This window comes from Microbacterium ulmi (genome assembly GCF_011759705.1).
GTDB classification, from domain to species: Bacteria; Actinomycetota; Actinomycetes; order Actinomycetales; family Microbacteriaceae; genus Microbacterium; species Microbacterium ulmi.
The window spans coordinates 2094977-2107679 of record NZ_JAAOZF010000001.1; the positions used below are offsets into that span (position 1 = coordinate 2094977).

Annotated in this window: 22 protein-coding genes; all 22 read left to right on the forward strand. The window is 67.5% G+C overall.

The features are described from left to right. The first annotated feature begins 2 nt into the window (after nt 1-2). The 22 genes from rplD (at nt 3) to FHS08_RS09905 (ending at nt 12256) form a co-directional block, all read left to right on the forward strand. A complete protein-coding gene (rplD, locus tag FHS08_RS09800) occupies nt 3-665 on the forward strand; it encodes a 50S ribosomal protein L4 (protein ID WP_167038474.1) in 663 nt (220 codons plus the stop codon). Next, complete coding sequence (gene rplW / locus FHS08_RS09805; RefSeq protein WP_167038476.1) at nt 662-997, forward strand: 50S ribosomal protein L23; 336 nt, start codon at nt 662-664, stop codon at nt 995-997. The genes rplD and rplW overlap by 4 nt, the downstream gene beginning before the upstream one ends. Before the next feature lie 26 nt (nt 998-1023). Beyond that, complete coding sequence (gene rplB / locus FHS08_RS09810; RefSeq protein WP_167038478.1) at nt 1024-1863, forward strand: 50S ribosomal protein L2; 840 nt, start codon at nt 1024-1026, stop codon at nt 1861-1863. 12 nt (nt 1864-1875) lie between these two features. Beyond that, the gene (gene rpsS, locus FHS08_RS09815; RefSeq protein ID WP_120229702.1) at nt 1876-2157 is read left to right on the forward strand and encodes a 30S ribosomal protein S19; all 282 of its coding nucleotides are present in this window, start codon (nt 1876-1878) and stop codon (nt 2155-2157) included. Between the two features lie 25 nt (nt 2158-2182). Beyond that, entirely contained in the window at nt 2183-2581 is a 399-nt protein-coding gene (gene rplV / locus FHS08_RS09820; RefSeq protein WP_167038480.1) for a 50S ribosomal protein L22, read from the forward strand. Beyond that, a complete protein-coding gene (gene rpsC, locus FHS08_RS09825; RefSeq protein ID WP_167038482.1) occupies nt 2581-3342 on the forward strand; it encodes a 30S ribosomal protein S3 in 762 nt (253 codons plus the stop codon). Before rplV ends, rpsC begins: the two co-directional genes overlap by 1 nt. Then, nucleotides 3342-3761 (forward strand): 50S ribosomal protein L16, encoded by a 420-nt coding sequence (gene rplP / locus FHS08_RS09830; RefSeq protein ID WP_167038484.1) that lies wholly within the window; start codon nt 3342-3344, stop codon nt 3759-3761. Before rpsC ends, rplP begins: the two co-directional genes overlap by 1 nt. Then, a complete protein-coding gene (rpmC, locus tag FHS08_RS09835) occupies nt 3761-4075 on the forward strand; it encodes a 50S ribosomal protein L29 (protein WP_167038486.1) in 315 nt (104 codons plus the stop codon). Before rplP ends, rpmC begins: the two co-directional genes overlap by 1 nt. Next, nucleotides 4075-4449, forward strand: a complete 375-nt coding sequence (rpsQ, locus tag FHS08_RS17150) for a 30S ribosomal protein S17 (protein WP_167038488.1) — start codon at nt 4075-4077, stop codon at nt 4447-4449. The genes rpmC and rpsQ overlap by 1 nt, the downstream gene beginning before the upstream one ends. Nucleotides 4450-4483: 34 nt before the next feature. Then, nucleotides 4484-4852, forward strand: a complete 369-nt coding sequence (gene rplN / locus FHS08_RS09845) for a 50S ribosomal protein L14 (protein ID WP_167038490.1) — start codon at nt 4484-4486, stop codon at nt 4850-4852. A 2-nt stretch (nt 4853-4854) separates the two neighbouring features. After that, on the forward strand, nt 4855-5214 hold the full coding sequence (gene rplX / locus FHS08_RS09850) for a 50S ribosomal protein L24 (protein WP_167038492.1): 360 nt from the start codon (nt 4855-4857) through the stop codon (nt 5212-5214). 1 nt (nt 5215) lies between these two features. Continuing rightward, nucleotides 5216-5806, forward strand: a complete 591-nt coding sequence (gene rplE, locus FHS08_RS09855; protein ID WP_167038494.1) for a 50S ribosomal protein L5 — start codon at nt 5216-5218, stop codon at nt 5804-5806. A 109-nt stretch (nt 5807-5915) separates the two neighbouring features. Further along, nucleotides 5916-6314: a 30S ribosomal protein S8 gene (rpsH, locus tag FHS08_RS09860; protein ID WP_167038496.1), complete on the forward strand. Its 399-nt coding sequence runs from the start codon at nt 5916-5918 to the stop codon at nt 6312-6314. Nucleotides 6315-6320: 6 nt separating this feature from the next. After that, nucleotides 6321-6857: a 50S ribosomal protein L6 gene (gene rplF / locus FHS08_RS09865; RefSeq protein ID WP_167038498.1), complete on the forward strand. Its 537-nt coding sequence runs from the start codon at nt 6321-6323 to the stop codon at nt 6855-6857. Nucleotides 6858-6859: 2 nt separating this feature from the next. After that, a complete protein-coding gene (gene rplR, locus FHS08_RS09870; protein WP_167038500.1) occupies nt 6860-7219 on the forward strand; it encodes a 50S ribosomal protein L18 in 360 nt (119 codons plus the stop codon). Beyond that, a complete protein-coding gene (gene rpsE, locus FHS08_RS09875; RefSeq protein ID WP_167038502.1) occupies nt 7216-7902 on the forward strand; it encodes a 30S ribosomal protein S5 in 687 nt (228 codons plus the stop codon). Before rplR ends, rpsE begins: the two co-directional genes overlap by 4 nt. Continuing rightward, the gene (rpmD, locus tag FHS08_RS09880; protein ID WP_167038504.1) at nt 7902-8087 is read left to right on the forward strand and encodes a 50S ribosomal protein L30; all 186 of its coding nucleotides are present in this window, start codon (nt 7902-7904) and stop codon (nt 8085-8087) included. Before rpsE ends, rpmD begins: the two co-directional genes overlap by 1 nt. Then, nucleotides 8087-8644, forward strand: a complete 558-nt coding sequence (gene rplO, locus FHS08_RS09885; RefSeq protein ID WP_167038506.1) for a 50S ribosomal protein L15 — start codon at nt 8087-8089, stop codon at nt 8642-8644. The genes rpmD and rplO overlap by 1 nt, the downstream gene beginning before the upstream one ends. A gap of 147 nt (nt 8645-8791) precedes the next feature. Further along, nucleotides 8792-10117 (forward strand): preprotein translocase subunit SecY, encoded by a 1326-nt coding sequence (gene secY / locus FHS08_RS09890; RefSeq protein ID WP_167038508.1) that lies wholly within the window; start codon nt 8792-8794, stop codon nt 10115-10117. Beyond that, complete coding sequence (locus FHS08_RS09895) at nt 10114-10707, forward strand: adenylate kinase (RefSeq protein WP_167038510.1); 594 nt, start codon at nt 10114-10116, stop codon at nt 10705-10707. The genes secY and FHS08_RS09895 overlap by 4 nt, the downstream gene beginning before the upstream one ends. A 1-nt stretch (nt 10708) precedes the next feature. Next, entirely contained in the window at nt 10709-11542 is an 834-nt protein-coding gene (map, locus tag FHS08_RS09900) for a type I methionyl aminopeptidase (protein ID WP_167038512.1), read from the forward strand. 33 nt (nt 11543-11575) lie between these two features. Next, entirely contained in the window at nt 11576-12256 is a 681-nt protein-coding gene (locus FHS08_RS09905; protein ID WP_167038514.1) for a DsbA family protein, read from the forward strand. Nucleotides 12257-12703: the final 447 nt, after the last annotated feature.

Below are 12703 nucleotides of genomic sequence, written 5' to 3' on the forward strand. Positions count from 1 at the left end.
ACATGGCTGACTCGACTCTCGCGCTCGACGTCCGCAAGGCCGACGGCACGGCGGCTGGCTCGGTCCAGCTCCCGGCTTCGATCTTCGACGTCAAGACGAACATCCCGCTGATCCACCAGGTCGTCGTCGCGCAGCTCGCGGCGGCTCGCCAGGGAACCCACTCGACCAAGCGTCGCGGTGAGGTCTCGGGCGCCGGCCGCAAGCCCTTCAAGCAGAAGGGCACGGGCAACGCCCGTCAGGGCTCGATCCGCGCGCCGCAGATGACCGGCGGTGGCATCGTCCACGGCCCGAAGCCGCGCGACTACGCGCAGCGCACGCCCAAGAAGATGGTCGCCGCCGCCCTGCTGGGCGCGCTCAGCGACCGCGCCCGCGGCGGACGCCTGCACATCGTCGACTCGTTCGGCATCGAAGGCGCGCCCTCGACGAAGGCCGCCGCTGCGGTCCTCGCGCAGCTCGCCCCGACCAAGAACGTCCTGGTGGTCATCACCCGCGACGACGAGCTCAGCATCCTGAGCGTGCGCAACCTCGCGTACGTCCACGTGCTGTACTCCGACCAGCTGAACGCCTACGACGTGCTCGTCTCCGACGACATCGTCTTCACCAAGGCCGCCTACGACGCCTTCGTCGCGTCGAAGACCGGCGCCACCGAGGAGGTCTCGGCATGACCGCCGTGAGCGCAACCGACAAGACGGGTCGATCCGTCCGAGTGAACAAGGACCCGCGCGACATCATCCTGAAGCCGGTCGTCTCCGAGAAGAGCTACGGGCTCATCGACGAGGGCAAGTACACGTTCCTCGTGGACCCCCGCGCGACGAAGACCGAGATCAAGCTCGCGATCGAGAAGATCTTCGGCGTCAAGGTCGCCGGCGTCAACACGATCAACCGCGTCGGCAAGGCCCGCCGCACCCGCTTCGGCATCGGCAAGCGCAAGGACACGAAGCGCGCCATCGTGACGCTCAAGTCGGGCACCATCGACATCTTCACGGCAGTCGGCTGACGGTCGGGACAGAGGACTAGAGAACTATGGCTATTCGCAAGTACAAGCCCACGACCCCGGGTCGCCGCGGCTCGTCGGTGGCCGACTTCGCCGAGATCACCCGATCGACGCCCGAGAAGTCGCTCCTCCGCCCGCTGAGCAAGACCGGTGGTCGCAACAACCAGGGCCGCATCACCACCCGCCACATCGGCGGTGGCCACAAGCGCCAGTACCGCGTCATCGACTTCCGTCGCAACGACAAGGACGGCATCGACGCGAAGGTCGCTCACATCGAGTACGACCCCAACCGCACGGCGCGCATCGCGCTCCTGCACTACGTGGACGGCGAGAAGCGCTACATCCTCGCGCCGAACAAGCTGTCGCAGGGCGATGTCGTCGAGTCGGGTCCCTCGGCCGACATCAAGCCGGGCAACAACCTTCCCCTGAAGAACATCCCGACGGGTACGGTCATCCACGCGATCGAGCTCCGTCCCGGCGGCGGCGCCAAGCTCGCCCGCTCGGCCGGCGCCTCGGTGCGTCTCGTCGCGAAAGACGGCCCCTACGCCCAGCTGCGTCTCCCCTCGGGCGAGATCCGCAACGTCGATGCGCGCTGCCGCGCGACCATCGGCGAGGTCGGCAACGCCGAGCAGTCGAACATCAACTGGGGCAAGGCCGGCCGCAACCGCTGGAAGGGCATCCGCCCGACCGTCCGCGGTGTCGCGATGAACCCGGTCGACCACCCGCACGGTGGTGGTGAGGGCAAGACCTCCGGCGGTCGTCACCCCGTCACTCCTTGGGGCCAGGCTGAGGGTCGCACCCGCCACGCCAACAAGGAAAGCGACAAGTACATCGTCCGTCGTCGCAACGCCGGCAAGAAGCGCAAGTAGGAGTAGAGGAAGATGCCTCGCAGCCTTAAGAAGGGCCCCTTCGTCGACGAGCACCTGCTTCGCAAGGTCGTCGTCCAGAACGAAGCCGGCACCAAGAACGTCATCAAGACCTGGTCGCGCCGCTCGATGATCATCCCGGCGATGCTGGGACACACGATCGCCGTGCACGACGGTCGCAAGCACATCCCTGTGTTCGTGACCGAGACCATGGTCGGCCACAAGCTGGGCGAATTCGCGCCCACCCGCACCTTCCGCGGCCACGAGAAGGACGACAAGAAGGGCCGCCGCCGCTGACGCGGGGGCGCAAGAGGAGAGAGAAATGGTGGAGTCCATCGCACGCGTGCGACACATCCGCGTGACCCCTCAGAAGGCTCGTCGTGTCGTCGCCCTCATCAAGGGCAAGCAGGCCGAAGAGGCCCTCGCGATCCTGAAGTTCGCGCAGCAGAGCGCCAGCGAGCCGATCTACAAGCTCGTGGCATCCGCCATCGCGAACGCTCGCGTCAAGGCCGACCAGGCCGGCGAGTATCTGGACGAGCAGGACCTGTTCGTCGCGAACGCCTTTGTCGACGAGGGCACGACGCTCAAGCGTTTCCAGCCCCGCGCACAGGGTCGCGCGTTCCAGATTAAGAAGCGCACGAGCCACATCACGGTCGTGCTGTCGACGCCGGAGGTCGCTGAGGCGGCACCGGGCGGCAAGAACAAGAAGGCGAGCAAGTAATGGGACAGAAGGTCAACCCCTACGGCTTCCGCCTCGGCATCACCACGGACCACGTGTCGCGGTGGTTCTCGGACTCGACGAAGCCGGGCCAGCGTTACGCCGACTACGTCGCCGAGGACATCAAGATCCGCAAGCTCCTGCAGTCGAGCCTCGACCGCGCGGGCGTGAGCAACATCGAGATCGAGCGCACGCGTGACCGCGTCCGCGTCGACATCCACACGGCCCGCCCGGGCATCGTGATCGGCCGCCGCGGCGCCGAGGCCGAGCGCATCCGCTCCGACCTCGAGAAGCTCACCGGCAAGCAGATCCAGCTCAACATCCTCGAGGTCAAGAACCCCGAGGCCGACGCTCAGCTCGTCGCGCAGGGCATCGCCGAGCAGCTCTCTGCTCGCGTGGCGTTCCGCCGCGCGATGCGCAAGGGCCTGCAGGGCGCGCAGCGCGCCGGCGCCAAGGGCATCCGGATCCAGGTCTCGGGCCGCCTCGGCGGCGCCGAGATGAGCCGCTCGGAGTTCTACCGCGAGGGTCGTGTGCCGCTGCACACGCTGCGCGCGAACATCGACTACGGCTTCTACGAGGCGAAGACCACCTTCGGCCGCATCGGCGTCAAGGTCTGGATCTACAAGGGCGACCTCACCAACAAGGAACTCGCGCGCGAGCAGGCGAACGCACCGAAGGCTCCCCGCGGTCGTGACGACCGTGGCGGCGACCGTCGTCGTGGCCCGCGCACCGACGCCCCCGTGGCAGAAGGAGCATCGGCGTAATGCTTATCCCCCGCAAGGTCAAGCACCGCAAGCAGCACCACCCGGGCCGCACCGGACAGGCGACGGGCGGCACGAAGGTGTCGTTCGGCGAGTTCGGCATCCAGGCGCTGACGCCCGCGTACGTGACCAACCGTCAGATCGAGTCCGCTCGTATCGCGATGACCCGTCACATCAAGCGCGGCGGCAAGGTCTGGATCAACATCTACCCCGACCGTCCGCTCACGAAGAAGCCCGCCGAGACCCGCATGGGCTCCGGCAAGGGCTCGCCCGAGTGGTGGGTCGCGAACGTCAAGCCGGGCCGCGTCCTTTTCGAGGTCGCGGGCGTCGACGAGGAACTCGCTCGTGAGGCGCTGACCCGTGCCATCCACAAGCTGCCCCTGAAGGCACGCATCATCAAGCGCGAGGAGGGCGACGCATAATGGCGATCGGCACCAAGACGCTCGCCCCGAGCGAGCTCGACACGTTCGAAGACCAGCGCCTCGTCGAGGAGCTGCGCAAGGCCAAGGAAGAGCTGTTCAACCTGCGCTTCCAGTCGGCCACCGGCCAGCTCGAGAGCCACGGCCGCATCCGTGCGGTCAAGCGCGACATCGCGCGGCTCTACACCGTGATCCGTGAGCGCGAGCTCGGCATCCGTGCCACGCCCGCGTCCGTTGAGGTCGCGACGAAGGCGAAGAAGACCAAGGCCAAGAAGGCGGATGCCGCCGACGAGGCCGTGAAGGAAGAGGCCGAGTAATGGCTGAGACCACCGAGAAGAAGGCCCCCGCCAAGAAGGCGCCTGCCAAGGCTGCGGCCGTCGAGGTCGCCGAGCAGGTCACGGGCCACGAGCACGCCGCGCACGACGTTCGCGACGCGAACGCGCGCGGCTACCGCAAGGCCCGCCGCGGCTACGTCGTGAGCGACAAGATGGACAAGACGATCGTCGTCGAGGTCGAGGACCGCGTGAAGCACCCCCTCTACGGCAAGGTCATCCGTCGCACGTCGAAGGTCAAGGCGCACGACGAGGGCAACACCGCCGGCATCGGCGACCTCGTCCTCATCAACGAGACCCGTCCGCTCAGCGCCACGAAGCGCTGGCGTCTGGTCGAGATCCTCGAGAAGGCCAAGTAGGCCCTCGGCCCGCTTGGAACCCAAGGAGTAAGAAGTGATTCAGACCGAATCCCGCCTCAAGGTCGCCGACAACACCGGCGCGAAGGAGCTGCTCACCATCCGCGTGCTCGGTGGTTCGAACCGCCGTTACGCCGGCCTCGGTGACGTCATCGTCGCGACCGTCAAGGACGCGATCCCCGGCGGCAACGTCAAGAAGGGCGACGTCGTCAAGGCTGTCGTCGTCCGCACCGTCAAGCAGACGCGCCGTTCAGACGGCTCGTACATCAAGTTCGACGAGAACGCCGCCGTCATCCTGAAGAACGACGGGGAGCCCCGCGGCACCCGCATCTTCGGCCCGGTCGGCCGCGAGCTTCGTGACAAGAAGTTCATGAAGATCGTCTCGCTCGCCCCGGAGGTCATTTAGTCATGGCGAAGATCAAGAAGGGCGACCTGGTTCAGGTCATCTCGGGCGCCACGTCCGAGCGCGGCGGCGACCGCGGCAAGCAGGGCAAGGTCCTCGAGGTCCTTGCCGAGCAGAACCGCGTCATCGTCGAGGGCGTGAACTACGTCACCAAGCACAACCGCGTCGGCCAGTCGCAGCGCGGCACCAAGACGGGCGGCATCGAGACGATGGAAGCCCCGATCCATATCTCCAACGTCGCCCTCGTGGACCCCTCGACGAAGAAGCCGACGCGTGTCGGCCACCGTGTCGAGGAGCAGGTCAAGGACGGCGTGAAGCGCACGGTTCGCGTGCGCTACGCCAAGAAGTCAGGCAAGGACCTCTGATATGAGCACCACCGCTGCCGTGGAGGCTGGCAAGATCCAGCCCCGCCTGAAGCAGAAGTACAACACCGAGATCAAGAAGACCCTGCAGGAGCAGTTCGGCTACGCGAACGTCATGCAGATCCCCGGTCTCGTCAAGGTCGTGGTGAACACGGGCGTCGGCGAGGCTGCGCGCGACAGCAAGGTGATCGATGGTGCGGTCGACGACCTCACCAAGATCACGGGGCAGAAGCCCGTCGTGACGAAGGCCCGCAAGTCGATCGCCCAGTTCAAGCTCCGCGAGGGACAGGCCATCGGTGCCCACGTGACGCTGCGCGGCGACCGTGCGTGGGAGTTCGTCGACCGCCTCGTGAACCTCGCGCTGCCCCGCATCCGCGACTTCCGGGGTCTGTCTCCCAAGCAGTTCGACGGCAACGGCAACTACACGTTCGGCCTGCAGGAGCAGTCGGTCTTCCACGAGATCAACCAGGACAAGATCGACCGCGTCCGCGGCTTCGACATCACCGTCGTGACCTCGGCGAAGACGGATGACGAGGGTCGCGCCCTGCTGCGCGCGCTCGGCTTCCCGTTCCGCTCGGACGACGCCCAGGCGTAACTCCATACCCTGGACTCGCGAACCCGCAGCGGGTTCGCGAGTCCACCCCACCACAGGTCGGCCGTCGTGTAACGGCGTACGAAACCTGGTGAACGAAGGAAACCAAGAAATGACAATGACAGACCCGGTCGCAGACATGCTGACCCGGCTGCGCAACGCGAACTCGGCGCACCACGACACCGTGTCCCTGCCGAGCTCGAAGCTCAAGTCGCACATCGCGCAGATCCTCCAGCAGGAGGGCTACATCGCCGGCTGGGAGATCTCCGACGCCCGCGTCGGCCAGACGCTCACGCTGACGCTCAAGTACGGCCCGAACCGCGAGCGGTCGATCGCCGGCATCAAGCGCGTCTCGAAGCCCGGCCTGCGCGTCTACGCGAAGTCGAACGAGATCCCCAGGGTCCTCGGCGGCCTCGGCGTCGCCATCCTGTCCACCTCCTCTGGCCTCCTCACGGACCGCCAGGCCGAGTCGAAGGGCGTGGGTGGGGAAGTCCTCGCCTACGTGTGGTGATCTGACATGTCGCGTATCGGACGTCTCCCGATCGACATCCCCGCCGGCGTGACCGTCACGGTCGAAGGCCAGGACGTCGCGGTCAAGGGCCCCAAGGGCGAGCTCGCGCTCACCGTGGCCCGCCCCATCGAGGTCAAGGTCGAAGAGGGCCAGGTGCTCGTCACCCGTCCCGACGACGAGCGCGAGTCGCGGTCGCTGCACGGCCTGACCCGCACGCTCATCAACAACAACATCATCGGTGTCACGCAGGGCTACTCGAAGGGCCTCGAAGTCGTCGGCACGGGCTACCGTGTCGCGCAGAAGGGCGGCTCGGTCGAGTTCGCTCTCGGCTTCTCGCACCCCGTCCTGGTCGACCCGCCCGCCGGGATCACCTTCACGGTCGAGGGCAACAACAAGCTCACCGTGAGCGGCATCGACAAGCAGGCCGTCGGTGAGGTGGCCGCCAACATCCGCAAGATCCGCAAGCCCGAGCCGTACAAGGGCAAGGGTGTGCGCTACGCCGGCGAGGTCGTTCGGCGCAAGGCCGGAAAGGCTGGTAAGTAAGCATGGCTGTGAAGTCGAAGTCCGACGCGCGTGCGCGTCGTCACGCCCGCCTTCGCAAGAAGGTCATCGGCACCCCGGAGCGTCCGCGCCTGGTCGTGACCCGCTCGTCGCGTCACGTATTCGTGCAGCTCGTCGACGACAGCCAGGGCCACACCGTGGCTTCGGCATCGACGCTCGAGGCAGACCTTCGTGCGTTCGACGGTGACAAGACCGCCAAGGCCCGCAAGGTCGGCGAGCTCGTCGCGTCGCGCGCCAAGGCCGCCGGCGTTTCCGACGCCGTGTTCGACCGCGGTGGCAACCGCTACGCGGGCCGTGTCGCGGCGATCGCCGACGGCGCCCGCGAGGGAGGTCTGAACCTGTGAGCGATGCAGTGAACAACCAGAAGGTGGAGAACGAAGTGACCGAGCAGGCTCCTGCAGCCGCCGAGGCGCCCGCCGAGCGCGAGCGCGAGCCGCGTCGCGGCGGTCGCGAGCGCAACCCCAACCGCGACCGCGGTTCGCGCGACGCCGACAAGAGCCAGTTCCTCGAGCGCGTCGTGACGATCAACCGCGTGTCGAAGGTCGTCAAGGGCGGTCGCCGCTTCAGCTTCACGGCGCTCGTCGTCGTGGGCGACGGCAACGGCGTCGTGGGCGTGGGCTACGGCAAGGCGCGCGAGGTCCCCCTGGCGATCTCGAAGGGCGTCGAAGAGGCCAAGCGCAACTTCTTCCGCGTGCCGCGCGTCGGCTCGACCATCCCGCACCCCGTGCAGGGTGAGGCCGCCGCGGGCGTCGTCCTGCTGCGTCCCGCCGCCGCCGGTACCGGTGTCATCGCGGGCGGTCCCGTGCGTGCCGTGCTCGAGTGCGCCGGCATCCACGACGTCCTGTCGAAGTCGCTCGGCTCGTCGAACACGATCAACATCGTGCACGCGACGGTCGAAGCGCTCAAGCAGCTCGAGGAGCCTCGTGCGGTCGCCGCGCGTCGCGGTCTCGACTTCGACCAGGTCGCTCCCGCCCGTCTCGTCCGTGCCGAGGCAGAGGCCGCGGCTGCTGCGAAGGTAGGTGCCTGATGGCCTCGCGTCTCAAGGTGACCCAGATCAAGTCCAAGGTGAGTGAGAAGCAGAACCAGCGCGACACGCTGCGTTCGCTCGGTCTCAAGCGGATCGGCGACTCCGTCGTCCGTCCCGACGACGCGCAGACGCGCGGCTACGTCAAGACCGTCGCGCACCTCGTGAAGGTTGAGGAGATCGACTGATGGCTGAGAAGGCCGAGAAGAAGGACGCCGTCATCGAGGCGGCAGAGCCCAAGAAGGCTGCCAAGAAGGCGCCTGCGAAGAAGGCACCCGCCAAGACCGCGGATGCCCCGGCTTCGCGTCCGGGTGTGCTCAAGGTCCACCACCTGCGCCCGGTCCCCGGTGCCAACACCGCCAAGACCCGTGTCGGTCGCGGTGAGGGCTCGAAGGGCAAGACCGCCGGCCGCGGCACCAAGGGCACGAAGGCCCGCTACCAGGTGAAGGTCGGCTTCGAGGGCGGCCAGATGCCGCTCCACATGCGCACTCCGAAGCTGCGCGGGTTCAAGAACCCGTTCCGCGTCGAGTACCAGGTGGTCAACCTCGAGAAGCTCGCCGAGCTCTACCCGAGCGGCGGCGACGTCACCGTGGGCGACCTCGTCGCCAAGGGTGCGGTTCGCAAGAACGAGAAGGTCAAGGTGCTCGGCACCGGAGACATCGCGGTCAAGCTCAACGTGTCGGTCGATAAGGTCTCGGGTTCCGCCGAGCAGAAGATCGTCGCTGCGGGCGGTACCGTCAAGTAGCAAACGCGTCGGGGTCGGAGGTCATCCTCCGGCCCCGATGCCGTTCCGGCACCATCCCTCGGCGGCGTCAGCCGGGGAGGCACTGGGTTACCCTGGTTGTCCGGGCACCTTGAGTGCACCGGAACCCCCCTTCCTGGAGGCATCCACTTGTTCAGCGCCATCGCGCGGGTCTTCCGTACACCCGACCTTCGTCGGAAGATCGCATTCACTCTGGGCATCATCGTGCTCTACCGGTTCGGCGCGCACGTGCCGGCCCCCTTCGTCGACTTCCCCAACGTGCAGGAGTGCCTCTCGAGCAACTCCGGCACCGACGGTCTGCTGTCGCTGGTCAACCTGTTCTCGGGCGGCGCTCTGCTGCAGCTGTCGATCTTCGCGCTCGGCGTCATGCCGTACATCACCGCGACGATCATCGTGCAGCTGCTGCGCGTCGTCATCCCGCACTTCGAGACCCTCTACAAGGAGGGCCAGGCGGGCCAGGCGCGGCTCACGCAGTACACCCGCTACCTCACGATCGCCCTCGCGCTCCTGCAGTCGACGACCCTCGTGACGGTGGCCCGCAGCGGCCAGCTCTTCGGCACGACGGGCGTCCCCGAGTGCGAGCAGGTGCTGACCAACGACGTGTGGTGGGCGCAGCTGCTCATGATCATCACGATGACCGCCGGCACGGGCCTGATCATGTGGTTCGCCGAGCTCGTCACCGAGCGCGGCATCGGCAACGGCATGTCGCTGCTCATCTTCACGTCGATCGCGGCGGCCTTCCCCGCCTCGATGTGGGCGATCTGGCAGTCCAACAGCTTCGAGACGTTCCTCATCGTCCTCGCGGTGGGCGTCGTGGTCGTGGCCCTCGTCGTGTTCGTCGAGCAGTCGCAGCGCCGCATCCCGGTGCAGTACGCGAAGCGCATGGTGGGCCGGCGCACGTACGGCGGCACCAACACGTACATCCCGATCAAGGTGAACATGGCCGGCGTCGTGCCCGTCATCTTCGCGTCGTCGCTGCTGTACATCCCTGCGCTCATCGCGCAGTTCAACCAGACTCCGGATGCCGACGGCAACGTCCCCGGATGGGTCGCGTGGATCCAGGCGTACCTGACGAAGGGCGATCACCCGCTCTACATGCTCCTGTACTTCCTGCTCATCGTCGGCTTCACATACTTCTACGTCGCGATCACGTTCAACCCGGTCGAGGTCGCCGACAACATGAAGAAGTACGGCGGGTTCATCCCCGGCATCCGTGCGGGTCGTCCGACGGCCGAGTACCTCGACTACGTCCTGACCCGCATCACGCTCCCCGGATCGATCTACCTCGGTCTCATCGCGCTGCTGCCGCTCGTCGCCCTCGCGACGGTCGGCGCGAACCAGAACTTCCCGTTCGGCGGCGCCTCGATCCTCATCATCGTGGGAGTCGGACTCGAGACCGTCAAGCAGATCGACGCGCAGCTGCAGCAGCGCCACTACGAAGGACTTCTCCGATGACCCGTCTTCTCATCGTCGGGCCGCAGGGCTCGGGCAAAGGCACGCAGGGCGTGCGCATCGCCGAGGAGTTCGGCATCCCGGTCGTCTCGACGGGCGACGTGTTCCGCGCCAACGTCGCGGCGGGCACGCCGCTCGGGCAGCGCGTCAAGGCCATCATCGAAGCCGGCGACCTCGTTCCCGACTCGCTCACGAGCGAGGTCGTGCGCGACCGTCTCGCGCAGGCGGATGCCGCGGAGGGGTTCCTGCTCGACGGATACCCGCGCAACCTCGGCCAGGTGGGCGACCTCGACGCGTTCCTCGCAGAGCGCGGCGAGCAGCTCGACGCCGTCATCGTCCTGGACGTGCCGCGCGCCGAGAGCGTCCACCGCCTGACTCGCCGCGCGTTCGAGCAGGGTCGCACCGACGACACGGAAGAGGTCATCGCCAACCGTCTCGCGATCTACGAGCGCGAGACGGCGCCGATCCTGGACGTCTTCCGCGAGCGCGGGATCGTCGACGAGATCGACGGCGTCGGCTCGCTCGACGAGATCACCGAGCGCATCGTGGGCGCGCTCGAGGCGCGCGGGCTGAGCCGCGCAGCCGCTGTCTGACGTGGCCCTGCGCCGCTCCTTGTACAAGTCGCCCGCACAGCTGCGGGCGATGGTCGAGCCCGGTCTCATCACCGCGGCGGCGCTCGACGCCGTGCGGGCGCTCATCGCGCCGGGTGTGACGACGCTCGAACTGGATGCCGCGGCCTCCGCAGCGATCCGCGACCGCGGGGCGATCTCGAACTTCCAGCTCGTGCGGGGCTACCGGCACACGATCTGCGTCTCGGTCAACGAAGAGGTCGTGCACGGCATCCCGGGCGATCGCGTGCTCGAGCCCGGTGACATCGTCTCGATCGACGCGGGAGCCGAGCTCAAGGGCTGGAACGGCGACTCGGCGTTCACGGTCGTCGTGCCCGATCCGTCTCGCGCGGAGCTCGTCGCGGAGCGCGAAGAGCTGTCACGCGTCACGGAGGGCTCGATGTGGGCCGGCATCGCCGCGCTCGCCTCCGCGAAGAACCTCGGCGAGATCGGCTCAGCCATCGAGGACCACGTCGACGCCTCTGGGCACGGCTACGGCATCCTGCGCGACTATGTCGGGCACGGCATCGGACGCAAGATGCACGAGTCGCCGTCGGTGTTCAACTATCGCGTCGCCGACCCGGGGCCCGAGATCCGTCCGGGCCTCGCGATCGCGATCGAGCCGATGGTCGTCATCGGCGACCAGGCGACGTATGTCGAGGACGACGGCTGGACCGTCTCGACGCTCGACGGCACGGCGGGCTCACACTGGGAGCACAGCGTGGCCGTGCATGATGACGGAATCTGGGTGCTCACGGCACCCGACGGCGGGGCGGTCGGCCTTGCACCGTTCGGCGTGACGCCTCATCCGATCGCCTAGCGCGACAGCCCGCAGACAGACAGGGGAGAAGACATGGCGTCGACCGTGCGCAAGACGAACTGGTTCGCGATCTGGGTGAGCGTCGGCGTCGTCGTCGCGCTCGCGATCGTGGCGGGGCTCGTCGTGTGGATGAACCGCTCGACCGAGCTGCCGGACGTGAAGCCGGAGGCGTCCAACATCGACGTCGAGACGGGCGCCATCGCGGTCGGCTCCGGTGAGAACGACATCACGACGTTCATCGACTTCATGTGCCCCATCTGCAACCAGTTCGAGCAGCTGTACGGCGAGACGATCCAGGGCCTCGTCGACGACGGCTCGGCCACTCTCAACATCCACCCGATCTCGATCCTCGACAGCCGTTCGCAGGGCACGCAGTTCTCGACGCGCGCCGCGAGCGCCATGTACTGCGTCGCCGTGGAGGATGCCGACGGAGTGCTGCCGTTCCTCGAGGGCATGTACGCCAACCAGCCCGAGGAGGGCACGCGGGGCCTGACCGACGACCAGATCATCGGCATCGCGACGGGCGCAGGCGTCACGGGGATCGACGGCTGCGTCAACGACGGTCGATACATGAAGTACGTCACGGCCATGACCGAGAAGACTCCTGTCGCTCCCGGTGCGCAGGGCATCGGAACTCCGACCGTGCTTCTGAACGGCGAGTTCGTGCGCCTCACGGGAGATCCGCAGGCCGACCTCGTCGCGAACCTGAAGTAGCCCCGCGCTGCGGCGCCCCCTCTCGCGGCGCCCCTTCTCGCGGGGCTCCTTTCTCGCGGAGCTCCTTTCTCGCGGCGCTCCTTTCTCGCGGCGCTCCTTGTCGCGGGCGTGTCCCCGGCCCACCGTCGTCGCCGATTCCATGCTCCTGCGCCGATGTCCATGTCGTTCTCCCGGGGTCTCTTCGGCCCGCCGGCGTCGCCGATTCCATGCTTTTGCGCCGAGTCCATGTCGTTCTCGCGGGGTCTCTTCGGCCCGCCGGCGTCGCCGATTCCATGCTTTTGCGCCGAGTCCATGTCGTTCTCGCGGGGGAGCGAGGTGGACTCGGCGGGCGGGGATGGACTCGGCGCGGTCGCTCGACGGGCGGGGATGGACTCGGCGCGGTCGCTCGGCGGGCGAGGGTGGACTCGGCGAAGTCGCTCGGCGGGGGAGGGTGGACTCGGCGCAGTC